General features: G+C 73.3%; 19 protein-coding genes. 11 read left to right on the top strand and 8 right to left on the bottom strand.

The window, feature by feature from the left end:
• Positions 1–64 precede the first annotated feature (64 nt).
• Complete coding sequence (locus ABZ016_RS20875; protein ID WP_356918123.1) at positions 65–3,058, bottom strand: BTAD domain-containing putative transcriptional regulator; 2,994 nt, start codon at positions 3,056–3,058, stop codon at positions 65–67.
• Between the two features lie 307 nt (positions 3,059–3,365).
• On the opposite strand from ABZ016_RS20875, the gene ABZ016_RS20870 reads away from it, so the two are divergent.
• A complete protein-coding gene (locus ABZ016_RS20870) occupies positions 3,366–4,289 on the top strand; it encodes an SMP-30/gluconolactonase/LRE family protein (protein ID WP_356918122.1) in 924 nt (307 codons plus the stop codon).
• Here the strand turns inward: ABZ016_RS20870 and ABZ016_RS20865 are convergent.
• Positions 4,255–5,895 (bottom strand): FadD3 family acyl-CoA ligase, encoded by a 1,641-nt coding sequence (locus tag ABZ016_RS20865; RefSeq protein ID WP_356918121.1) that lies wholly within the window; start codon positions 5,893–5,895, stop codon positions 4,255–4,257. The genes ABZ016_RS20870 and ABZ016_RS20865 overlap by 35 nt on opposite strands.
• A gap of 104 nt (positions 5,896–5,999) precedes the next feature.
• Between ABZ016_RS20865 and ABZ016_RS20860 the strand changes: the two genes are divergently transcribed.
• From ABZ016_RS20860 to ABZ016_RS20845, 4 genes are read left to right on the top strand one after another with little or no spacing between them, the layout of a single operon-like run.
• On the top strand, positions 6,000–7,166 hold the full coding sequence (locus ABZ016_RS20860) for a lipid-transfer protein (RefSeq protein WP_356918120.1): 1,167 nt from the start codon (positions 6,000–6,002) through the stop codon (positions 7,164–7,166).
• Position 7,167: 1 nt separating this feature from the next.
• Positions 7,168–7,581, top strand: a complete 414-nt coding sequence (locus ABZ016_RS20855) for an OB-fold domain-containing protein (RefSeq protein WP_356918119.1) — start codon at positions 7,168–7,170, stop codon at positions 7,579–7,581.
• Positions 7,578–8,351, top strand: a complete 774-nt coding sequence (locus ABZ016_RS20850; protein WP_356918118.1) for an enoyl-CoA hydratase/isomerase family protein — start codon at positions 7,578–7,580, stop codon at positions 8,349–8,351. The genes ABZ016_RS20855 and ABZ016_RS20850 overlap by 4 nt, the downstream gene beginning before the upstream one ends.
• Before the next feature lie 50 nt (positions 8,352–8,401).
• Complete coding sequence (locus ABZ016_RS20845) at positions 8,402–9,355, top strand: alpha/beta hydrolase (RefSeq protein ID WP_356918202.1); 954 nt, start codon at positions 8,402–8,404, stop codon at positions 9,353–9,355.
• 38 nt (positions 9,356–9,393) lie between these two features.
• Here ABZ016_RS20845 and ABZ016_RS20840 read toward each other — a convergent pair whose 3' ends face one another.
• From ABZ016_RS20840 to ABZ016_RS20830, 3 genes are all read right to left on the bottom strand, one after another.
• Positions 9,394–10,029, bottom strand: a complete 636-nt coding sequence (locus tag ABZ016_RS20840; RefSeq protein ID WP_356918117.1) for a hypothetical protein — start codon at positions 10,027–10,029, stop codon at positions 9,394–9,396.
• 167 nt (positions 10,030–10,196) lie between these two features.
• Positions 10,197–12,602 (bottom strand): serine/threonine-protein kinase, encoded by a 2,406-nt coding sequence (locus ABZ016_RS20835; RefSeq protein WP_356918116.1) that lies wholly within the window; start codon positions 12,600–12,602, stop codon positions 10,197–10,199.
• A 192-nt stretch (positions 12,603–12,794) separates the two neighbouring features.
• On the bottom strand, positions 12,795–13,517 hold the full coding sequence (locus ABZ016_RS20830) for a VOC family protein (protein WP_356918115.1): 723 nt from the start codon (positions 13,515–13,517) through the stop codon (positions 12,795–12,797).
• Between the two features lie 122 nt (positions 13,518–13,639).
• On the opposite strand from ABZ016_RS20830, the gene ABZ016_RS20825 reads away from it, so the two are divergent.
• Positions 13,640–14,287 carry a TetR family transcriptional regulator gene (locus ABZ016_RS20825; RefSeq protein ID WP_356918114.1) on the top strand — a complete coding sequence of 216 codons (648 nt, stop codon included), beginning with the start codon at positions 13,640–13,642 and terminating at the stop codon, positions 14,285–14,287.
• A gap of 105 nt (positions 14,288–14,392) precedes the next feature.
• On the opposite strand, the gene ABZ016_RS20820 is transcribed toward ABZ016_RS20825, so the two are convergent.
• Complete coding sequence (locus ABZ016_RS20820) at positions 14,393–14,863, bottom strand: nitroreductase/quinone reductase family protein (RefSeq protein ID WP_356918113.1); 471 nt, start codon at positions 14,861–14,863, stop codon at positions 14,393–14,395.
• Positions 14,860–16,059 (bottom strand): acyl-CoA dehydrogenase family protein, encoded by a 1,200-nt coding sequence (locus tag ABZ016_RS20815; protein ID WP_356918111.1) that lies wholly within the window; start codon positions 16,057–16,059, stop codon positions 14,860–14,862. Before ABZ016_RS20815 ends, ABZ016_RS20820 begins: the two co-directional genes overlap by 4 nt.
• Positions 16,060–16,169: 110 nt before the next feature.
• Between ABZ016_RS20815 and ABZ016_RS20810 the strand changes: the two genes are divergently transcribed.
• The 5 genes from ABZ016_RS20810 (at position 16,170) to ABZ016_RS20790 (ending at position 20,434) form a co-directional block, all read left to right on the top strand.
• Complete coding sequence (locus ABZ016_RS20810; protein WP_356918110.1) at positions 16,170–17,342, top strand: acetyl-CoA acetyltransferase; 1,173 nt, start codon at positions 16,170–16,172, stop codon at positions 17,340–17,342.
• A gap of 212 nt (positions 17,343–17,554) precedes the next feature.
• Positions 17,555–18,424 carry an MBL fold metallo-hydrolase gene (locus ABZ016_RS20805; RefSeq protein ID WP_356918201.1) on the top strand — a complete coding sequence of 290 codons (870 nt, stop codon included), beginning with the start codon at positions 17,555–17,557 and terminating at the stop codon, positions 18,422–18,424.
• 75 nt (positions 18,425–18,499) lie between these two features.
• Entirely contained in the window at positions 18,500–18,925 is a 426-nt protein-coding gene (locus ABZ016_RS20800) for a pyridoxamine 5'-phosphate oxidase family protein (RefSeq protein ID WP_356918109.1), read from the top strand.
• Between the two features lie 26 nt (positions 18,926–18,951).
• On the top strand, positions 18,952–19,617 hold the full coding sequence (locus ABZ016_RS20795) for a pyridoxal 5'-phosphate synthase (protein WP_356918108.1): 666 nt from the start codon (positions 18,952–18,954) through the stop codon (positions 19,615–19,617).
• A gap of 70 nt (positions 19,618–19,687) precedes the next feature.
• Complete coding sequence (locus tag ABZ016_RS20790; protein WP_356918107.1) at positions 19,688–20,434, top strand: class I SAM-dependent methyltransferase; 747 nt, start codon at positions 19,688–19,690, stop codon at positions 20,432–20,434.
• 23 nt (positions 20,435–20,457) lie between these two features.
• On the opposite strand, the gene ABZ016_RS20785 is transcribed toward ABZ016_RS20790, so the two are convergent.
• Complete coding sequence (locus ABZ016_RS20785; protein WP_356918106.1) at positions 20,458–21,336, bottom strand: GNAT family N-acetyltransferase; 879 nt, start codon at positions 21,334–21,336, stop codon at positions 20,458–20,460.
• Between the last annotated feature and the right edge of the window lie 47 nt (positions 21,337–21,383).

The following is a 21,383-nucleotide window of genomic DNA, read 5'->3' as shown; positions in this document are numbered from 1 at the left end:
GGCGGGGGGCGATAAACGAATGATGAACGCCCGCGGTGGGGCGTTCAGTTCGGCTCGGGCCGGCTCAGGCCGCCCGCACCGGGGACAGCAGTGCCCGCACCTCGGCGGCCTCCGGCGAGCCCAGCTCCTCGTAGATGCCCGCCGCCTCCTGCCAGCAGACCTGGGCCCGGCCGGTCTGGCCGATGCCGCTGAGCGCCCGGCCGAGCACGGTCAGGACGTTGCCCCGCCGCCACTCCCCGCCGATGCCGCGCAGCACGGTCAGCGCCATCTCGGCGTTCGCGGCGGCCTGTGCGGCGCGCCGGGCGGCGAGGTCCACCTCGGCCAGCCGGAACAGACTCATGCCCTCCCACAGGCGCTGCCTGCTGTCGCGGAACACCTCCAGCGCCTCCTGGAGCCGTTCGGCCGCGGTGCCCAGCTCGCCGCTCTGGGTGAGGGCGAGCCCCAGGGCGTAACGGGCGTTCGCCCCGCGCATGCTGTTGCCCATGGCGTCGTAGATGCCGATGCCCTCCTGGGCCAGCGCGACCGCGCTCTGGGTCCGCCCGGTCGCCAGGTGGATCCGGGACAGGTTGCACAGCGCGGCGGCCTCGCCGGGGCGGTTGCCCAGGGCCCGGAAGTGCTCGATGGCCCCGGAGAGGTGCTCCTCGCCGTCCGCGTGCCGGTTCTGGTACAGCGCGATGATGCCGCGCGCGTTGCGGGCCCAGCAGACCGGAAGCAGGTCGTCGGCCTGCTGCGCGAGGAGTATGGCCCGCTCGGCCTCCTGGTCCGCCCGCTCGAACCGGCCGCTCACGTGGTGGACGTTGACCAGCGTCGTCAGCGCCCGGGCCTCCGCCCGCGCCAGGTCGAACTGCCGGGCCGCGTCCACGAGGGCCCCGGCCGTCGCCTCGTACTCCCTGGCGTTGGCCCCCGACTCGGACAGGTCGTGCGCGGCCCACAGCAGGTCGATCGCCCGGGGCAGCGTGCCCGGCTGCCCGGCCGACTGCCGTACGCACGCGAGGAGGCAGATGGCCTCCGCGTACAGCCAGTCCTGCGCCGCGTGCCGGTTGTCGAAGCGCAGCCCCGGATACGAGGCCGTTTCGAGGTGGTCCACCAGGGTGTCGCCCGGCCGCTCGATCGCGAACACGGCGGCCGCGGAGGCCAGATAGAAGTCCAGCAGCCGTGACAGCGCCGCCCCCCGCTCGCTCGGCGGGTGTTCGTCCCGTTCCGCGCACGCACGCGCGTAGAGCCGTACGAGATCGTGGAAGCGGTAGCGGCCGGGGGCGGCCGACTCCAGGAGCGAGGTGTCCACGAGCGACTCCAGGAGGTCCTCCGTGTCCTCCACGGGCAGGTCCAGGACCGCCGCCGCGGCCGCGAGGGAGATGTCGGGGCCGTCGGCCAGGCCCAGCAGGCGGAAGGCGCGGGCCTGGGCGGGCTCCAGCTGCCCGTAGCCCAGCTCGAAGGTGGCCTTCACCGCCAGGTCGCCGGCCTGGAGTTCGTCCAGGCGGCGGCGTTCGTCGGCGAGCTTCGCCGCGAGGACCGACACCGTCCAGGTGCGGCGCGCGGCCAGCCGGGACGCCGCGATGCGGATGGCGAGCGGCAGGAAACCGCAGGCCGCCACCACGTCCAGGGCGGCCTTCCGCTCGGACGCGACCCGCTCCTCGCCCACGATCTTCGTGAACAGCGCCAGCGCCTCGTCCGGCGACATCACGTCCAGGTCGATCAGATGGGCGCCCGCCAGGTCCACCATCCGCACCCGGGAGGTGACCAGCGCGGCGCAGCCGTCCGTGCCGGGCAGCAGGGGGCGTACCTGGGCGGCGTCGCGGGCGTTGTCCAGCAGCACCAGGACGCGACGTCCGGCCAGGACCGAGCGGTACAGCGCCGCGCGCTCCTCCATGGAGTCGGGGACCGCGGTGTCGGGGGTGCCGAGGGCGCGCAGGAACGAGCCGAGGACCGTCTCCGGCTCCGCCGCCCGGGCGCCGGCGCCCTGGAGGTCGACGTACAGCTGCCCGTCCGGGAACGCGGCGCGGGCCTGGTGGGCCACGTGCACGGCGAGGGTCGTCTTGCCCACGCCGCCGATTCCGGCCAGGGCCGAGACCGCCATCACCCCGCCCTCGGCCGAGGCCAGGATGTCGCCGAGCTCGCGTACGAAGGCGGACCGGCCGGTGAAGTCCGGCACCGTCGCGGGCAGCTGGGCCGGGCGGACCGGGGCGGAAACCGGCTCGGGGGCCGGGGAGGAGGGCTCCGCCAGCCCCGGGTCGGCCTGGAGGATGCGCTGTTGCAGCTCGCTGAGGCCGGGGCGCGGGTCCACGCCCAGTTCGTCGGCGAGCAGGCGCCGCGTGTCGGCGTACACGGCGAGGGCCTCGGCCTGGCGGCCGCTGCGGTAGAGCGCCAGCATCAGCAGCTCGCGGAGCCGCTCACGGAGGGGGTGGGCGGCGGTCAGGGCGGTGAGTTCCGAGACGGCCTCCGCGTGGCAGCCCTGCTCCAGGTCCATGTCCAGGCGGGACTCCAGGAGCTGGAGCCGCCACTCCTCCAGGCGGACGCGCTGCGCCTCCGCGTAGGGGCCGGGTACGCCGGCCAGGGTCTCCCCGTCCCACAGGGCGAGCGCCCGCCGCAGTACCTCCCGGGCGTGGCACAGGTCGCCGGCCGAGCGGGACTTCTCCGCCTCCGTCGCCAGGTCCTGGGCGACCGTCAGGTCCAGGGCGCCCTCGGCCAGGCCGCGGACCGCGTATCCGCCTGACTCGCTGGCGAGGACCCCCGCGTCCAGCACCTTGCGCAGCCGGGAGGCGTACGTCCGCAGTGCGGCCAGGGCCTGCGAGGGCGGTTCCTCGCCCCACAGGGCGTCGATCAGCTCAGCCGCCGTGGCGGTGCGGCCCTCGCGCAGCAGCAGGGCGGCGAGCAGGGCGCGTTGCTGGGGGGACCCGGTGGTGATGGGCTCGTCTCCGCGCCAGGCGCGCACGGGCCCGAGCACGCCGAAGCGCAGCGACGTCGCCGCCGCCGCTTCGGCAGGTTCCGCCGACTCCGCCGAGGAGCCGGGACGCCGCTGCTCCGGTACGCGCGGCACACCGTCCGGTACACCGTTCATGCAGTCCCCCTAGGCATCCTGAGCAACCACGCCAGTCTGCCTTGTGCACGGCGGGTACGTCAGCCGTGGGGGACACCGATCACAGCCCGACGCACGGGAGTCCACAAGACCCGCACACTCTCTTCCCACGCGGTAGAAACGGGAGTTGGAGCGGTTGGGCCCCGAGATGCGGCAGGGTGCCCAGGTCAGGGAGTGACGGGGGCGCCCAGATGCTCCAGTCGATGGTGTCGCCGCTGCGTGGGACCGGACGTTCGCGTCATAGTGGAGCCGGCAGATCGACAGTCGGTCCCACCCCTAAGGCGGTCCCATGCCCGGTGAGCAGCCGCAGATGTACGAGACGCTCGACGAGCGGTTCCGGAGCGGGCGGTGTCAGGCGGGGGACTCCCGGCTGGAGACGCTGTACGAGGGGTGCCGGTGGGCCGAGGGGCCCGTGTACGTGCCCGCGGGGCGGTATCTGCTGTGGAGCGACATCCCGAACGACCGGCTGCTGCGCTGGGACGAGACCACCGGTTCCGTCGGGGTCTTCCGGTCGCCGGCCGGGTACCCGAACGGGAACACGCTGGACGGGCAGGGGCGTCTCGTCACCTGTGAGCAGGGCAACCGGCGGGTGACCCGGACCGAGCACGACGGGTCGGTCACCGTGATCGCCGAGCGGTTCGAGGGGAAGCGGCTCAACAGCCCGAACGACGCCGTGGTGCGGTCCGACGGGTCGGTCTGGTTCTCCGACCCCGAGTTCGGGATCGCCTCCGACTACGAGGGGCATCGGGGGGAGAGCGAGATCGGGGCCCGGAACGTCTACCGCGTGGACCCCGGCAGCGGTGAGGTGCGGCTGGTCGCCGACGGGTTCCAGGGGCCCAACGGGCTGGTGTTCTCCCCGGACGAGCGGCGGCTGTACGTGTCGGACAGCGTCGCCAACCACATCCGTGTCTTCGACGTGCGGGACGACTCCACGCTGAGCGGCGGCGACGTCTTCGCCGTGGGCGGGGACGGCCACTTCGACAACATCCGCTTCGACGACGCGGGGCGGCTCTGGGCCGCCGCGATGCACGACGGTGTGCACTGCTACGACCCGGACGGCACCCTCCTCGGCCGTGTCCTGGTGCCCGGCACCGTCGCCAACGTCCGCTTCGGCGGGCCCCGGCGGAATCGGATGTTCATCGCGGCCGACACCACCCTCTACTCCCTCATGATGTCGGTCACCGGGACCCCGGCGCTGCCGGTCGGCCCGTGAGGCGGGGGCGGTCCCGCAGTGCCCCCTTCACGACCTTTCCGCTCGCGTTGCGGGGCAGTTCCGCTACGAACTCCACCGTTCTCGGGACCTTGTAGTTCGCCATCTCCCTGCGGGACCAGGCGATCAGGTCGTCCGAGGTGAGGAGGGCGCCCGGCCGCCGGACGACGTACGCCTTGCCGACCTCGCCCAGTCGCCCGTCGGGCACGCCGATCACCGCCACGTCCGCCACGTCCGGGTGCAGGCCGAGCAGTTGCTCTATCTCCGCGGGGTAGGCGTTGAAGCCGCCGACGATGAACATGTCCTTGAGGCGGTCGGTGATGCGCAGGTTGCCCGCCCCGTCCAGGACGCCGACGTCGCCCGTGCGCAGCCAGCCGTCCGGGGTCAGGACCTCGGCGGTGGCCCGGGGGTCCTCGTAGTAGCCGGACATGACGTTGAAGCCGCGGACCAGGACCTCGCCCGCGCCGGTGCCGGGCTCCAGGGGGTGGCCCTCGGCGTCCACCACCCGTACCTCGGTGCCGGGGATGGCCCGGCCGGAGGTGGAGGCGATGACGGTGGGGTCGTCACCGCGGCGGCACATGGTGACCACGCCGCCGGCTTCGGAGAGGCCGTACGCCGTCAGGACGGTGCCGACGCCGAGTTCCTCGCGGAGGCGCTCGACGAGCCGCAGCGGCACCACCGCGGCGCCCGTCACCACCAGCCGGAGTGCCGACAGGTCGTGCGCGTCCCGGGCCGGGTGGTCCAGGAGGGACTGGAGGAGGGTCGGGGGGCCGGGGAGCGCGGAGACCCGTTCCGCGGCGAGGTTGGCGAGGGCCGTGTGCACGTTGAACACCGGCTGGGGGATCATCGTCGCGCCCCGCATAAGGCAGGCGAGCACCCCGGCCTTGTAGCCGAAGGTGTGGAAGAAGGGGTTCACGATCAGGTAGCGGTCGCCCCGGGTGAGGCCCGCCAGGTCGCTCCAGATGTCGTAGGCGCGCAGGGACTGGGTGTGGGTGACGACCGCGCCCTTCGGGCGGCCGGTGGTGCCCGAGGTGAAGATGATGTCCGAGGTCCAGGATCCGTCGACCGCGTCGGCCCGGGCGCGTACCGCCGCCGGGCCGATCCCCTCCCCGCCGGCCAGGAAGTCCTTCCAGGTGAGGAAGTCCGCCGGGGCGTCCTCGGCGAGGACCACCACGCGCTCCAGCTCGGGCAGCCCCGGCAGCGGGCCGGTCCCCGGGCCCTCCCCGGCCGCCCTGCGCAGTGAGGCCACGTACGAGGTGCCGAGGAAGGTGCCGGTCACGAAGAGCAGCCGGGTTCCGCTGCGGCGCAGGACGTCCGCGGCCTCCGCCCCCTTGAAGCGGGTGTTCAGCGGCACGAGCACCGCGCCCGCCGAGACCGCGCCGAGCGCCGCGACGATCCAGTCGAGCGTGTTGGGCGCCCAGATGCCGACCCGGTCCCCCGGTCCGGCCCCGTGCGCCAGGCAGGCCGCCGCCGCGCGCTCCACCCGGGCGCCCAGTTCCGCGTAGGTGATCCGGGTACGGCCCTCGACGACGGCCTCGACGTCCGCGTACCGCTCGGCCGCCGACCTCACGAGGCCCGGGATGCTTCCCCACTCCGTGTCCGCTCGCACAGCAAGCCCTCCCAGCGTCGTCGGCACAGGAGCTGACTGCCCGTCAGATTAGCTGTAATCTGACGACCTGTCAGCGAACCGTTCGGGCCGGAGGTGCGCGCAGCATGGCAGCAGGATCGGCAGGCCTCGGCCTCAAGGACGCCACCGCCATCGCCGGCATCGGCCGGACGCCCTTCGCGAAGCGGCTCCCCGAGGACGAGCGCACCCTCGCCTGCCGTGCCGTCCTGGCCGCCCTCGACGACGCCGGGATCGCGCCCGGTGAGGTCGACGCTCTCGCCTCCTACACCATGGAGGAGACGGACGAGGTGGAGCTGGCGAAGGCCTGCGGCTTCGGTGACCTCACCTTCTTCAGCAAGGTCGGCTTCGGGGGCGGCGGTTCGTGTGCCACGGTCGGCCACCTCGCCGCCGCCATCGCCACCGGGCAGGCGAGCGTCGGGGTCGCCTGGCGGTCCCGCAAGCGGGGCAGCGGACCCCGGCCCTGGACGAACACCACCGTCCAGCTCCCGACCCCGGCCCAGTGGACCCGGCCCTACGGGCTGCTCAGGCCCGTCGACGAGATCGCCATGCTCACCCGCCGCTACATGCACGAGTACGGCGCCACCCGCGACCACTTGTTCAACGTCGCCCTCGCCTGCCGCAACCGGGCCAACCAGAACCCCGCCGCGATCATGTACGACCGCCCCCTCACCCGCGAGATGTACATGACGTCCCGGTGGATCAGCGAGCCGCTCTGCCTCTTCGACAACTGCCTGGAGACCGACGGGGCGCTGGCCTGTGTCGTGGTCTGCGCCGAGCGGGCCCGTGACTGCCGCCGGAGACCCGTCTACGTCCACTCCGCCGCCCAGTCGCTCCCCGCCCAGCACCACGGCATGGTCAACTACTGGAACGACGACCCCCTCACCGGCCCGGCCTGGGCCGCCGCCCGGCATCTGTGGAAGCACTCCGACCTGACCCCCGAGGACGTGGACGTCGCCCAGATCTACGACGCCTTCACGCCCCTGGTGCTGCTCTCCCTGGAGGGCTACGGCTTCTGCGGGCGCGGCGAGGGCGGGGCGTTCACCGAGGGCGGGGCGCTGGAGACCGGCGGGCTGCTGCCCGTGAACACCGGCGGGGGCGGACTGTCCGAGGCCTACGTCCACGGTTTCAACCTCATCGACGAAGGGGTGCGCCAGCTGCGCGGGACCAGTACCGCGCAGGTGCCGGGCGCCTCGGTCTGCCTGGTCACCGCGGGCGAAGGCGTCCCCACCTCCGCCCTGCTGCTGAGGAGCTGACATGCTGCGTCCCGTCACCGACGCCGACGGCGCCCCCTTCTGGGAGTACGCCGCCCGGGGCGAACTCCGCGTCCAGGCCTGCGCCGGCTGCGGTGAACTCCGCTTCCCGCCCCGGCCCTGCTGCCCGCACTGCCAGTCGTTCGAGGCGGAGTGGCGCAGGATGTCCGGGCGTGGCCGGGTCTGGTCGTACGTCGTCCCGCATCCGCCGCTGCTGCCGGACTACGCGGAGCTGGTGCCGTACAACGTGGTCGTGGTCGAACTGGCCGAGGCGCCGCGCATCCGGCTGGTGGGCAACCTGGTCGCCGGGCCGGGTCAGGCGCTCAACTCCTGTGCGACGAGCAGCCTTCGGATCGGCGCCCGGGTGCGGGCCGTGTTCGACGAGGGCATCCCCCGGTGGGTCCTGGAGCGCCCATGAGCAGTGTGCTCGTCACGGCCGACCAGGACAGCGGGGTCGCCGTCGTCACCCTGAACCGGCCGGGCCGGCTCAACGCCATCGATCTGGACATGGCCGGTGAACTCGCCCGCGTGTGGCGGGATCTGCGGTTCGACGACTCCGTGCGGGCGATCGTCCTCACCGGTGCCGGTGAGCGCGCCTTCTGCACCGGGATCGACCGGGATGCCGTCGTGCCGCAGCCGAACTCGCCCTACGCGCAGGACGATCCGCTGCTCGGTGTCGGGCCCAAGGCGAACGATCTGTGGAAGCCGGTCGTCGCCGCCGTGCGCGGGATGGCCTGCGGGGGCGCCTTCTATCTGCTCGGCGAGGCGGAGTTCGTGGTCGCCGACACCACCGCGACCTTCTTCGACCCGCACACCACCTACGGCATGGTCAGCGCCTACGAGTCGGTCCTCATGACGCAGCGCATGCCCTACGGGGAGGCCGCGCGGATGGCGCTCATGGGGACGGCCGAACGGATCTCGGCCCGGCGGGCGTACGAGGTCGGGCTGGTGTCGGAACTCGCCCCGGAGGGCGGGGCGATGGCGGCGGCGACCGCCTGTGCCGTCGTCATCGCCGGGTATCCGACGGAGGCCGTGCAGGGGACGGTGCGGGCACTGTGGGCCGCGAGTGAGGCCGGGCGGTCCCGGGGCTTCGCGCAGGCACCGCATCTCATCGCGCTCGGGAACGCGACGGGTGAGCGGCAGGCCCGGCTGTTCGCGGGGCGGGGGACGGAGTACCGGTTGCGTTAGGGAATCGTTTACCCATACACGCGTATCCTCGACGCGTGGTTACGCATCGGATGATCGACGTCAACGGCATACGCCTGCACATCGCCGAGCAGGGCGAGGGCCCGCTCGTGGTGCTGCTGCACGGGTTCCCGGAGTCCTGGCACTCCTGGCGGCACCAGTTCGGGCCGCTGGCCGAGGCCGGGTTCCGGGTGGTCGCGCCCGACCAGCGCGGGTACGGCGGCAGTGACCACCCCGAGGACGTGTCCGCGTACAGCATCCTGCACCTGGTGGGGGACGTGGTCGGGCTGGTCCACGCGCTCGGCGAGGAGCGGGCGTTCGTCGTCGGGCACGACTGGGGAGCGCCCGTGGCCTGGCACACCGCGCTGCTGCGGCCGGACGTGGTGCGCGGGGTGGCGGGGCTGAGCGTGCCGCCGCCGTTCCGCGGGGGGCAGCCGCCGCTGAGGACCATGCGGGAGCGGTTCGGCGGACGGTTCTACTGGAACTACTTCGAGCAGCCCGGTGTCGCCGAAGCCGAGTTCTCGGCGGACACCCGCGGCACCCTGCGCAAGCTGCTGTACTCCGCCTCCGGCGACGCCCCGGGCGCCGGGCGTCCCGAGCAGGCCCTGGTCGACGACCTGGAGCGCGGCTGGCTCGCGGATGCGCCGGACCCCGAGGTGCTGCCCGAGTGGCTCACCGAGGAGGACCTCGACACCCTCACCGAGAGCTACGCGCAGGGCTTCACGGGCGCGCTCAACTGGTACCGCAACCTGGACCGCAACTGGGAGCTGACCGCCCCCTGGCAGGGCGCGGTCGTGTCCGCGCCCGCGCTGTACGTGTACGGCGACCGGGACTTGGTCCCCGCCTTCCCGGGCACGCCCGAGCTGATCGAGAAGCTGCCCGCGTTGATGCCGGACCTCCGCCGGAAGCCGCTCGTGCTGCCGGGCTGCGGCCACTGGACGCAGCAGGAGCGGCCCACCGAGGTGAACGAGGCGCTGCTCGACTTCCTGACGGAACTGCGGGACTGACGGAACTGCGGGACTGACGGACCCGCGACCGGCGTACCTCAGTCGTCGACGAGGGCCTGACGGTCGACCTCGCAGTGGTCGACCGAGTCCACCAGGCCCGAGCCGCCGCCGACCTCGACGTCGACGGTCGCCCTGCCCTGCGCGGGGACCGTGACGTCCCCGTACCGCTCGATGACGGTGATGCCCTGGGCGTCCTCGAAGGTCACCGAGACGGAGAAGCTCGCCTTGCGGCCGCCCGGGTTGCTGACCTCGACCGTCGCGTAGGGGCGGGCGGCGCTCGCGCAGCTCACCAGCCTGGCCGTGCCGTCCCGCAGGGCCTTGCCGCTGCCGGAGCCGGAGGAGGACGTCGGCGTGGAGCCGTAGTTCGGCCTGCGGGTGTAGGAACCGCCGCCGCTCCCGCTGCCGCTGCCGCCGCTGCTCGCGTAGTAGTCATCGTCGTCGTCGGAGCCGTAGGACCCGCCGCTGGAGCCGCCCGAGCCGTACGAGCCGCCCGATGTCGACGAACTCGAACTGTCGTGGTCCTGGCTGGAGCTGCTGCACCCGCCGCCGTGTCCCCCGCTGCCGCTGTGTCCGTGGCTGCCGCCACGGCCCCGGCCGGTGGAGAACCCGGTCAGGGCCAGGACGACCAGGACGAGTACCGCTGTGAATTTGAGCTTGCGCCCCCGTATCCGCATGGCGGAGAGCCTAGTGATCGCCTGTCACGGTCATGTCACCGCGTGGCGACCGGGCCGTACCCGGCGTAGCGTCTTGGGGGGAAGCGGCGCACGGGCCGCTCCTCGATGAGCGACGGCCGCCGTCCGGAGCCCCTTCCGTACGCCGTACGACGGCCGTCCCGGGACTGTCAGGCCGTCCGTGCCGTGCCCGTCCCCTTCTCCGCGTCCAGCGCGTACACGCAGCGGTCCTTGCTGCACGCGTAGACCACTCCGTCCTGGACGACCGGGGAGCCGGTGATCTCGCCGCCGGTGGCGAGTTTCCAGCGCAGTCGTCCGTCGTCGGCCTTCAGGGTGTAGAGCAGGTGGTCGGTGGAGCCGAAGTGGATACGGCCCTCGGCCACCGAGGGGGCGCCCACGATGTCGCCGCCCGCCTGGAAGCGCCACTTGGGTGTGCCGGTGACCGCGTCCAGGGTGTAGAGGCCCTTGCCGCTGCCCACGTGGACGTGGCCCGCGGCGACCAGGACGGGGTCGACGCAGGAGCGGGACTCGGTGGCGATGCGCCAGCGGTCACGGCCGTCGGTGGCGTCGAGGGCGTAGACCGTACCGAGGTAGTCGGCGAGGTAGATGCCGCCGCCGGTGACGGCCGGGCCGGGGACGAAGGTGGGCGGGGAGAGGAAGACGGCCGGGGCCTCGAAGTGCCACTTCACGTGCCCGGCGGCCACGTCCAGGGCGAGGACGCGGGTGCCGGCGCAGACGTAGACGTAGCCGTCGGGCGCCGGGGTGACCCGGACCGGGACACCGCCGCAGGAGGCCGCGTCGCCGATCGGGTACGACCAGCGCTCGTCGCCGGTGCGGGCGTCCAGGGCGCGCAGCCGGGCGTCCTGCCAGACGTAGACCGTGCCGTCGTGCAGGGCGGGTCCGGCCTCGGGGGACTCGAAGTCGGTCTGGCAGCCGGTGATCTCCCAGAGCTTCTGCCCGGTCGAGGCCTCCCAGCCCTGGACGCCGCCGCCCCGGGTGCCGGTGACGACACTGCCGCGGCCGGCCTTGAGGGAGTAGACCCAGGCGTCCGTCTGGAAGCGCCACAGGTCGCCGCCCTCGCGGGCGTCCAGGGCGAAGAGGGTGGGCCCGTCGGAGGCGTGGATCCGGCCGTCCGCGACCGCCATGGACCAGGCCACGTCCCGGGTCTTGAAGCGGCGGCGGCCGGTGGCGACGTCCAGGGCGTGCACCTCGAAGGAGGTGACGTAGACCAGGTCGTCGGCGACGGAGGGGGTGCCCCAGACGTCGTTGGACATGCGGAAGCGCCAGGGCCGCCAGCCACCGGCCTGCTCGGGCGGCGCGGCCGGGGCCGGGGGCGCGGCGACCGCGGGGCCGACGGCGGGGTCCGTGCCGTTGACGCCGGGGCGGGGCTTGGACCAGGAGGCGGCGAGGGCGGTCTCCGGAGGGGGTGCCTTGACGGCGGCGGCACGGACGTCGGCGACCCGCGGGCCCGGCCCGATGGGCACCTGGGCGCCGGCCAGCCGTACGGGGCCGGTGTCGGGGCCGCCGACCGGGGCGGCCACGGACGCGGCGGGCACGGGCGCCGGTACGACGGGGTCGTGCGAGGGCGGGGGCGGGATGGGCGCGGGGCCCGGGGCCGGGGCGGGGGCGGGGCGTCCGCCGCCGCTGCGGCCGGTGCCCGGGGCGGGCTTGCCGGCCGGGCGGCCGTTGCGGCGGGACTCGATCAGGCCCACGGCCCGCTCGGGCAGCCAGGCGGAGGCGGTGCCGCTGTCGTCGGAGCCGGAGCCGAAGAGGTGGGGGGCCAGCTGGGCCTGGAGGTCGGCCGGGTTGGGGCGGGCCGTCGGGTCCATCTGCATACAGGACTCGATGAGCGGACGCAGCTCGTCCGGGAGGCCCTCCAGGTCCGGGCCCTCGCGCAGCAGCATGAAGACCGTCTCGACCGGGTTGGCGCCGTGGAAGGGCGGGTGTCCGGTGGCGGCGAACACCAGCATCGAGCCGAGGGAGAAGACGTCGCTCGCGCCCGTGACGCTGCGGGAGTCCTTGGCCTGCTCGGGGGACATGTAGGCGGGCGTGCCGACGGCGACGTTGGTCATCGTCAAACGCGTGTTCGAGACGCCCGACGCGATGCCGAAGTCGATCACCCGGGGGCCGTCCTCGACGACGAGGACGTTCGACGGCTTGAGGTCGCGGTGCACCAGACCGGCGCCGTGGATGGACTGGAGCGCCTCGGCCACGCCCGCCGCCAGCCAGCGCACCGCCTGGGCCGGCATCGGGCCGCAGTCGTTCACTATCTCCTCGAGGGAGGGCGCGGGGACGTACGCGGTGGCCAGCCAGGGCACGGCGGCGCGCGGGTCGGCGTCCACGACGGCGGCCGTGTAGAAGCCGGAGACGGCCCGGGCCGCCTCCACCTCACGCGTGAAGCGGACCCGGAACAGCTGGTCCTCGGCCAGTTCCGTGCGGACGGTCTTGATCGCCACGCGCCGGCCGGACGCCGAACGCGCGAGATAGACCAGCCCCATGCCGCCGGCCCCCAGCCGTCCCAGCACCTCGAACGGCCCGATCCGCCGCGGATCGTGCTGCGTCAGCTGATCCACCACTCTGCCTGCCACCTCCCCGTACGAGCCGCGCCAAGCCACATGTTCCACGCGACCTTCGTGCAGCGTCTCACCACCGCACCGCCATGGCGGCACGCACCCCGATTCTTCCTGGCCGGAGCCGTGGTGGCGAACCCGGTGACATTTGGGATGTCTCGCCACAGAGGCGATCAAACGATGACCAAACCTGCCGGCTCAGCGATGCAGCAGCGCGAAGGACGCCCCCTGATTGTCGGTGACGACGGCGACGGTGCCGTACGAGGTCTCGAAAGGCGGCTTCTGAACGCGGCCGCCGAGCCGGAGCACGTCCTCCAGCGCGGCCGGTACGTCCTCCACGGCGAAGTGCACGAGGAAGTGGGGCGGCATCTCGGCGGGGAACACGTCGGAGACGGGGGCGCGGCCGAAGTCGGGCTCGGCGTCCGGCCCGAACAGGGCCTCCTGGAAGAGATCGCCGTAGAAGGCGTCGGCCGCCCCGGCGTCCCGGGCGTACAGCTCGGCCCAGGCGAAGGTGCCCGGCTCGTGCCGCCTGCCGAAGCCGGGGTGCTCCTGAGGCTGCCACAGGGCGAAGACGGCCCCCTCGGGGTCGGTGACGAGGGCGGTGACGCCCAGCTCACCGGCCGGCACCGGCGCCGAGACGATCTGCCCGCCGGCCTCCCGGACGCGCCGGACCAGGGCCGGCGCGTCCGGGGTCGCGAAGTACACGGTCCAGACGGTCGGCAGCCGGCCGTCCACCTTGCGGACCAGCGCGGCCACGGGTTCGCCGTCCTTCAGCGCCTGCGCGAAGGAGCCGAACCAGTCCTCGAAGGTCCACCCGAAAAGTTCACCGTAGAACCGCTTGCCCGCCTCGACGTCGGCGAGCTGCGCGTCCACCCAGCAGGGGACGCCCTCTGCGTACCCCGATGCCCTGTTTTCGGCCATGCCGCCAACGTAACCGTGACTGCCACAGCCCGCAGACCAGGCACACCAGCCTCCGTACTCCCTCGCACCCCATTTGCAGTCGGCCGAATCGCGCCCCGATCCCGCCTCGGTAAGCTGACGTCATGACAGGACAAGTGCGTACCGTCGACGGCCGTGTGGCCGGCCGGCGTGGGCAGGCGACCCGGCAGAAGCTGCTCGACTGCCTCAGCGAGATGCTCAGCTCCTCCCCCTACCGGGACGTCAAGGTCATCGATGTCGCCCGGAAGGCCGGTACTTCGCCCGCGACCTTCTACCAGTACTTCCCGGACGTCGAGGGCGCCGTCCTGGAGATCGCCGAGCAAATGGCGACCGAGGGCGCCGCGTTGACCGAGCTCCTGGAAGGCCGTTCCTGGGCCGGCAAGGCCGGCTGGCAGACGTCGCAGGACCTCGTCGACGGGTTCCTGGAGTTCTGGCGCAAGAACGACGCGATCCTCCGGGTCGTCGATCTCGGCGCCGCGGAGGGCGACAAGCGCTTCTACAAGCTCCGCATGAAGATCCTCAACTCGGTGAACAACTCCCTCGCGGACGCCGTCGCCGAGCTCCAGGCCAAGGGCAGGGTCGACAAGGACGTGAACCCGGCGGCCGTCGCCGGCTCACTCGTCGCGATGCTCGCGGCCGTCGCCTCCCACCAGAAGGGCTTCTCCTCCTGGGGCGTGAAGCAGGCCGAACTGAAGCCGAACCTCGCGCTGTTGGTGCATCTGGGCGTCACCGGCAGAAAGCCGACGAAGTAGCCCGGCGCGGCGGCCCCGGCCCTTTACCCGTACCCAAGTCCTGTCTGGCAGGCGGCGGTCCACCCGAGTGGACCGCCGCCTGTCGCGCTTTTGCGGGTCGGGTCCTCACCGCCGTACGACCCGGAACACCCGGATCTCCCGCTCCACCCGCGCCTGGTACGCCGCGTACGGCGGCCAGAACGCCAGGAGCGCCTGCCAGGCCGAGGCCCGCTCCTCCCCCTCCAGCAGCCGGGCCGTGACCGGGATGTCCCGGCCCTTCCAGCTGATCTCGGCGTCGGGGTGGGCGAGCAGGTTGTGACTCCAGGCGGGATGCCCCGGCCGCCCGAAGTTGGAGCCGACCAGGATCCAGCTGTGCCCGTCCTTCTCGGGCATGCAGGCGAGCGGCGTACGGCGGGGCGCCCCGCTCCGCGCCCCGGTCGAGGTCAGCACGACCCCGGGCAGGAGCTGGGCGCTGAGCAGCACCTTTCCGCGGGTCAGCCGGTGCACGGCCCGGTCGAGGGCCGGGAAGACGTGCGGTGCCACGCGCGCGAACCCGCGGGTGGACGACACCTTCTGCACGAACCGCACGCCCCTCATCGGCCGGCCTCCTCGAAGACGTGTGCCGCGTCGGCGGCGAGTGCCCGCAGCCGGTGCACCGGCCCGAACAGCAGCTCGTCGCCCGCGGCACGCTTGAAGTACAGGTGAACCTCGTGCTCCCAGGTGAAACCGATGCCGCCGTGCGCCTGGATCCCCTCGGCGGCGGCCGAGCGCAGGGCCTGGAGCGCCTGGGCGAGGGCCTGCCCGCCGGCCGACTCCTCGCGGGTCTCCTGGGCGGCGGCCCAGGCCGCGTAGTACGCCGCCGACCGGGCCGCCTGCACCTGCACGTACACATCGGCCAGCCGGTGCTTGACCGCCTGGAAGGACCCGACCGGCCGCCCGAACTGCTCGCGTCGCCCCACGTACTCCACGGTCCGCTCCAGCACCCGCCCGGCGGCCCCCACCGCCTCGGCGGCGAGACAGGCGGCGGCACTCTCGCCGAGCCGGGCGAGGGCGGGGAGGACGTCACCGCCGTCATCGCCGTCATCCCCGAGCAATTCTGCTTCCGTGTACCGCAGTTGGACGCGGGCCTGCGGTCGGGTCGCGTCCAGCGCGGTCTGCCGTACGCGGGTGAGCCCGGCCGCGTCACCGCGCACGAGGAAGAGCAGGACGCGGGACCGGGCGAAGCCGCCGGCGTGCGCGGCGACCAGGAGCAGATCGGCGCTGTGCCCGTCGAGGACCTGCTCGACCTGCCCGTACAGCCGCCAGCCACCGTCCGCCCGCCGCGCCTGCACGCCCCCGGCCCGGCCGCCGCCCGCCCACCGGCCGAGCCGGTCGTGGCCGGTGAGCGCGAGGGCGGTGGCGAGGGCCGGGCCCGGCACGCCGAGGGCGGCGGTGAGTCCGCCGGAGGCGATGCCCGGCAGGAGGCCGGCCCGCTGGGCGTCGGTGCCCAGGGCAAGCAGCAGCGGTGCGGTGAGGACGGCCGTGGCGAGCAGGGGCGAGGGGGCGAGGGCCCGGCCCGTCTCCTCGCAGGCCAGGGCCAGCTCGGTCACCGAGCAGCCGGTACCGCCGCAGTCCTCCGGGAGAGCCAGGCCGGGCAGGCCGAGCTGCTCGGCGAGGGCGGTCCACAGGGCCCGGTCGTGTCCGGCCGGGGTGTCGACGGCGGCCCGCACCTCCTCGGGGCCGCAGCGCTTGTGGAGCAGTTCGCGCAGGGTGCGGCGGATCTCGTCCTGTTCGGTGGTGAAGCGGGCATCCATGGGGGTACCACCTCCGCAGCTGACGGTGCGTCATATTAGGGCGGTGGGCCGGGGATGCCCAGAGCCCTGCCGCGCTTGTGCTCCGGGTTATCTGATGTACCGTCAGATTTATGGGTGCCCGGAGGAAAGTGGCCGTCGTCGGCGTGGCCCTCTCGGACTGCGGCCGGGTGGACGACGCGACTCCCTACGCCCTGCACGCCCAGGCGGCCCGGCGGGCCCTGGCCGACGCGGGCCTGGACCGGTCGCTGGTCGACGGCTTCGCCTCGGCGGGCCTGGGCACCCTGGCGCCCGTCGAGGTCGCCGAGTACCTGGGCCTGCGACCCACCTGGGTCGACTCCACCTCCGTCGGCGGCTCCACCTGGGAGGTCATGGCGGCCCACGCGGCGGACGCGATCGCGGCCGGGCACGCGCGCGCGGTGCTGCTGGCCTACGGCTCGACGGCCCGCGCCGACGTCCGCGCGGGCCGCCGCACCGGCACGCTGTCCTTCGGCACCCGCGGCCCCCTGCAGTTCGAGGTCCCCTACGGCCACACCCTGATCGCCAAGTACGCCATGGCGGCCCGCCGCCACATGTTCGAGTACGGCACGACGATCGAGCAGCTGGCGGAGGTGGCGGTCCAGGCGCGGGCCAACGCGGCCCTGAATCCCGAGGCGATGTTCCGTACCCCGGTCACGGTGGACGAGGTCCTGTCCGGCCCCATGATCGCGGACCCCTTCACCAAGCTGCACTGCTGCGTCCGTTCCGACGGCGGGGCGGCGGTGCTGCTGGCGGCGGAGGAGTACGTACGGGACTGCCGTACGGCGCCGGTGTGGGTGCTGGGGAGCGGGGAGCACGTCTCGCACGCGACCATGTCCGAGTGGCCGGACTTCACGGTGTCCCCGGCGGCGGTGAGCGGCCGGCTGGCCTTCGAGCGTGCGGGCGTACGGCCGGACGAGATGGACCTCGCGGAGATCTACGACGCGTTCACCTACATGACCCTGGTGACCCTGGAGGACCTGGGCTTCTGCGGGAAGGGCGAGGGCGGGGCGTTCGTGGGGAAGGGGCGGCTGCGGGTCGAGGGCGGGGCGCTGCCGGTGAACACCGACGGGGGTGGGCTCTCGGCTCAGCACCCGGGGATGCGGGGGTTGTTCCTGCTGGTGGAGGCGGTGCGGCAGCTGCGGGGCGAGGCGGGCGAGGGCCGCCAGGTGCGGCGGGCCGACGGGACGCCGCCACGGCTGGCGGTGGCGTCCGGGACCGGTGGGTGGTTCTGCTCGTCGGGGACGGTGGTGCTGGGGGCGGGGTGAAGGGACCGGGGTGAAGGCCCAGGGTGAAGGGGCCGGGGGACGAACCAGGATGTTTCTCATCACGCGGCGGATCGTGAGAGTGGCCCTGCGGCGAAAGCACAAGATCGGCGGGGGCTACCGGTCCGGCCGGGGGTGCGCAATTCTGAACCGGCGGCCCCCTGGTCCGGGCCGTCCTCCCCTCCCCTCCTGGAAGGAGCCCTGCCATGCCCGCCATGGACGGCTGGTTCGTGGACGACCGTTGCGTCAACTGCGACGCCGCCCGTCAGCTCGCGCCCGAGCTGATCGGCGAGACGGACGGACGGTCGCGGATGCTGCGGCAGCCGAGGGACGCGGCGGAGATCCGGCGCCTGCACGCGGCCGCGTTCGCCTGCCCCACCCGCTCGATCCGCCCGGCGTCCGGCCGGCCGGACCCGGCACGGGACCCCTTCCCCTTGCCCCTGGACGAAGCCGTCCTGCTGTGCGGCCACAACTCGCCCCGCACGGCCGGGGCCAACTCCTACCTGCTCCTACGGCCGTCCGGCACCACGATGATGATCGACACCCCCCGCTGGAGCAGTGAACTCGCCGCCCGGTACGCGGCCTCGGGCCCGGTCACCGACGTCCTGCTCACCCACCGCGACCACGCCGCCCACGGCCGCCGCTACGCGGACCACTTCGGCGCCCGTCTGTGGATCCACGAGGGCGACCTCGACGCGGCACCGGACGCGGACCGGGTGATCCGTGGCCTGGACCCCCTGGAGATCGGCGAGGGTGTCACCGCCCTTCCGCTGCCCGGCCACACCCGGGGCAGCGTGCTCTACCTGGCGGACGACCGGTACTGCTTCACCGGCGACAGCTTCTACTGGTCGCGCACGACCGGCGATCTGGAGATCGCGGAGAGCGTGACGTGGTACTCCGTCGAGGAACTCGCCGGTTCCCTGGCCAGGGCGGCCGGACGGCTCCGTTTCGAGTGGGTCCTGCCGGGCCACGGCGACCGGCGCCGCCTGGACGCGGGCGAGATGTCCCGCCGGCTGCACGCCCTGGCGGACCGCACCCGGAGCCTGCGCCCCCGGCCGATCGACTTCACTGCCGTTCGCTGGTGAGGGAACACGGGGCCCTGGTACGGGTGTTGGTCTGACACCGACGAAGACCTGATTCGCCTTGCGAAGGAGACCGGAATGGCCCTGACCCGCGAAGAGCGTGAACAGTTCCTGGCCGAGCCGCACATCGCCGCACTGGCGGTGGACGCGGGACCGGGCCGCGCTCCGCTGACCGTGCCGATCTGGTACCAGTACGCGCCGGGCGGCGACATCTGGATCATGACCGGCCTCGACTCCCGCAAGAACCAGCTGATCAGCGCGGCGGGCCGGTTCTCGCTGATGGTGGACCGGTTGGAGCCCACCATCAGGTACGTGTCCGTCGAGGGCCCGGTCGTCGACACCTCCCCCGCCACCCTGGAGCAGCTCCGCGAGATCTCGGCGCGCTACCTGCCGGCCGAGAAGGTCGACGGCTACGTGGACTCCGCCTGGAAGAGCCACGGCGAGCAGCTGGTGCTGCGGATGCGGCCGGAGCGGTGGGTGTCGTCCGACCTGGGACAGGTCTGAGAAGCACACCGGGTGACAATCGGGGGATGGCAACCGATCTTCACGAGCTGCTGAGGTCACTGCGGGTCTGGGACCCGGAGGTCACCCGGCTGCCGCCCTTCGACCCCGAGACCGCCCCCGCCACCCCGCTGGAGCTGTTCACCGAGTGGTTCGCGGCGGTGGTGGCGGCCGGGCAGTCCGAGCCGCACACCATGTCACTGGCGACCTCGGACGAGTCCGGCCTGCCCGACGTACGGATCGTGATGCTGCACGGCGCGGACGAGGCCGGCTGGTCCTTCGCGTCCCACGCCGGCAGCCGCAAGGGCCGCCACCTCGACGCCCGCCCGTACGCCGCGCTCGGCTTCTACTGGCCGGTGCTGGGCCGGCAGGTGCGGGTGCGCGGCACGGTGTCGGCCGCGCCGTCCGCCGACGCCCAGGGCGACCTCCACGCCCGTTCGACGGGCGCGCTGGCGGCGGCCCTGACCGGGCGCCAGAGCGAGGTGCTCGGGTCGGTGGCGGAGCTGGCGCAAGCCTCCCAGGCGGCCTGGGAACGGGCCGCGCGCGAGCCGGAGACCCCGGTGCCGTCCTGGACGCTGTACCGGCTGCGGGCCGAGGAGGTGGAGTTCTTCCAGGGCGACGAGGCACGCCGGCACGTACGGCTCCGCTACCGGCGCGCGGAGGAGGGGTGGACGAGGGAACTGCTGTGGCCGTGAGGGCTCACGCGAAGCTGCCGCGCGCGTAAACGGATGGACAGCGCCCCCGCCGACGGCGAGTGTGGGTGGAATGGATCAGGAGCAGATCTGGGACGCCGAGGCCGCCCAGCGCTATGACACGCCCGGTACCGGCATGTTCGCCCCGGAGGTGCTGGGGCCGGCCGTGGACCGCCTGACCGAGCTCGCGGACGGTGGAGCGGCCCTCGAGTTCGCCGTGGGGACCGGACGGGTGGCGGTGCCGCTCGCCGAACAGGGAGTGCCCGTCTCGGGCATCGAGTTGTCGGTGCCGATGGTGGAGCGGCTGCGGGCCAAGGCGGACGAAGCGACGCTCCCCGTGGTCGTCGGCGACATGACGACCACCGTCGCGCCCGGCGAGTTCAGCCTGGTCTATCTCGTCTACAACACGATCTCCAACCTGCTCACCCAGGCCGAGCAGGTCGAGTGCTTCCGCAACGCCGCCCGCCATCTCACGCCCGGCGGCCGGTTCGTGATCGAGCTGTGGGTGCCCGAGCTGCGCAAGCTGCCACCGGGCCAGACGGCCACCGTCTGGCAGTCCGACTCCCGGTACATCGGTCTGGACACCTACGACGTGCTGCACCAGCGCGTGGTCTCGCACCACTTCTTCTTCGACGAGACCCAGCGGGCCCGGCTGAGCCGCAGCCCGCACCGCTACATCTGGCCGGCCGAACTGGACCTCATGGCGCAGCTCGCCGGATTCGAGCTGGAGGCCAGGCACGCGGACTGGTCCGGTGCCGAGTTCACCGCCGACTCGCGTTCTCACGTCTCGGTCTACCGCCTGCATCCGTCTACCGCGTGAAGTCGTCTACCGCGTGAATCCGTCTACCGCGTGAAGTCGTACACCGCGAAGTCCGCCACCGGCCGGTAACCGATCCGCTGGTACAGCCCGTTGCTGGTCGGGTTCGCGAGGTCCGTGAAGAGCAGCACCTCCTTCGCCCCGGCCGCCAGGGCGGCGCGGCTGACCTCGGCCGTGGCGGCGCCCGCGTAACCGCGGCCGCGGAGGTGGGCCGGCGTGTAGACGGAGGCGACGCGGACCTGGCCGGCGACCCGGGGGGTCGTCCCGGCCATGGCGACGGGCGTGCCGTCGGGGCTCTCCCAGAAGGTGATGCCTCCGTGCTCGATACGGGAGTCGGCCCACTCGTCGGCGTCCCGGACGGTGCCCAAGCCGACGGCTTCGCTGAACTCCTCGTGCCAGCGGACCAGTCGCTCACGGTCCGCCTCGACGGCGATCCGGGGCCCGCCGGGCGGCACCGGCCGGGGCACGGTCAGGGTGCCGAGCCGGTAGAGCCGCTGACGCTGCCGGAGCGTCGCCGTGGCTCCCGTGTGCCGCCGCCAGGCTTCGGCGAAGGCGGCGGCGGTGTCGCGGTCGGCGCTCACCCCGGGCAGGGCCCGCCCGAGTGCGGCCAGCCGCGCGGCCAGGGTGTCGGCCTCGCCGGCGGTCAGCGTGGTGAGGTTCAGCCAGTGCGGGGGCGTGCGGAAGAACGTCGCCCGGACCGCTCCGCCCCGTTCCAGCACGCCGAACTCCGGTGTGCCGTCGCCGTACACGTGCGGTCCGCGGGTGCGCAGCGTCTCCGTGACGGTCAACGGGACGGTGTGCAGCGCCGGCCGGGAGCCGAGGAAGGCGCCGGCGCGGGTCAGGAAGTCGTCGAGGTCATGGGTGAGGTGCCAGTTGACGGTGTCCGTGTCCGTGTCCGTGTCCATGCCCCATGGTGCCGTCGGCACCCTTCCCGGCACGACCGAATTCACGG

Origin of the sequence: Streptomyces sp. NPDC006372 (genome assembly GCF_040612515.1) — a bacterium.
GTDB lineage: Bacteria > Actinomycetota > Actinomycetes > Streptomycetales > Streptomycetaceae > Streptomyces.
This window is presented reverse-complemented; position numbering and strand designations above follow the sequence as displayed.

What these genes read in the sequence shown, in the direction of transcription:
- ABZ016_RS20875 (WP_356918123.1), bottom strand. Translation starts at nt 3,058, where the DNA reads ATGAACGGTGTACCGGACGGTGTGCCGCGCGTACCGGAGCAGCGGCGT.
- ABZ016_RS20870 (WP_356918122.1), top strand. Translation starts at nt 3,366, where the DNA reads ATGCCCGGTGAGCAGCCGCAGATGTACGAGACGCTCGACGAGCGGTTC.
- ABZ016_RS20860 (WP_356918120.1), top strand. Translation starts at nt 6,000, where the DNA reads ATGGCAGCAGGATCGGCAGGCCTCGGCCTCAAGGACGCCACCGCCATC.
- ABZ016_RS20855 (WP_356918119.1), top strand. Translation starts at nt 7,168, where the DNA reads ATGCTGCGTCCCGTCACCGACGCCGACGGCGCCCCCTTCTGGGAGTAC.
- ABZ016_RS20850 (WP_356918118.1), top strand. Translation starts at nt 7,578, where the DNA reads ATGAGCAGTGTGCTCGTCACGGCCGACCAGGACAGCGGGGTCGCCGTC.
- ABZ016_RS20845 (WP_356918202.1), top strand. Translation starts at nt 8,402, where the DNA reads ATGATCGACGTCAACGGCATACGCCTGCACATCGCCGAGCAGGGCGAG.
- ABZ016_RS20840 (WP_356918117.1), bottom strand. Translation starts at nt 10,029, where the DNA reads ATGCGGATACGGGGGCGCAAGCTCAAATTCACAGCGGTACTCGTCCTG.
- ABZ016_RS20830 (WP_356918115.1), bottom strand. Translation starts at nt 13,517, where the DNA reads ATGGCCGAAAACAGGGCATCGGGGTACGCAGAGGGCGTCCCCTGCTGG.
- ABZ016_RS20825 (WP_356918114.1), top strand. Translation starts at nt 13,640, where the DNA reads ATGACAGGACAAGTGCGTACCGTCGACGGCCGTGTGGCCGGCCGGCGT.
- ABZ016_RS20820 (WP_356918113.1), bottom strand. Translation starts at nt 14,863, where the DNA reads ATGAGGGGCGTGCGGTTCGTGCAGAAGGTGTCGTCCACCCGCGGGTTC.
- ABZ016_RS20815 (WP_356918111.1), bottom strand. Translation starts at nt 16,059, where the DNA reads ATGGATGCCCGCTTCACCACCGAACAGGACGAGATCCGCCGCACCCTG.
- ABZ016_RS20810 (WP_356918110.1), top strand. Translation starts at nt 16,170, where the DNA reads ATGGGTGCCCGGAGGAAAGTGGCCGTCGTCGGCGTGGCCCTCTCGGAC.
- ABZ016_RS20805 (WP_356918201.1), top strand. Translation starts at nt 17,555, where the DNA reads ATGGACGGCTGGTTCGTGGACGACCGTTGCGTCAACTGCGACGCCGCC.
- ABZ016_RS20800 (WP_356918109.1), top strand. Translation starts at nt 18,500, where the DNA reads ATGGCCCTGACCCGCGAAGAGCGTGAACAGTTCCTGGCCGAGCCGCAC.
- ABZ016_RS20795 (WP_356918108.1), top strand. Translation starts at nt 18,952, where the DNA reads ATGGCAACCGATCTTCACGAGCTGCTGAGGTCACTGCGGGTCTGGGAC.
- ABZ016_RS20790 (WP_356918107.1), top strand. Translation starts at nt 19,688, where the DNA reads ATGGATCAGGAGCAGATCTGGGACGCCGAGGCCGCCCAGCGCTATGAC.
- ABZ016_RS20785 (WP_356918106.1), bottom strand. Translation starts at nt 21,336, where the DNA reads ATGGACACGGACACGGACACGGACACCGTCAACTGGCACCTCACCCAT.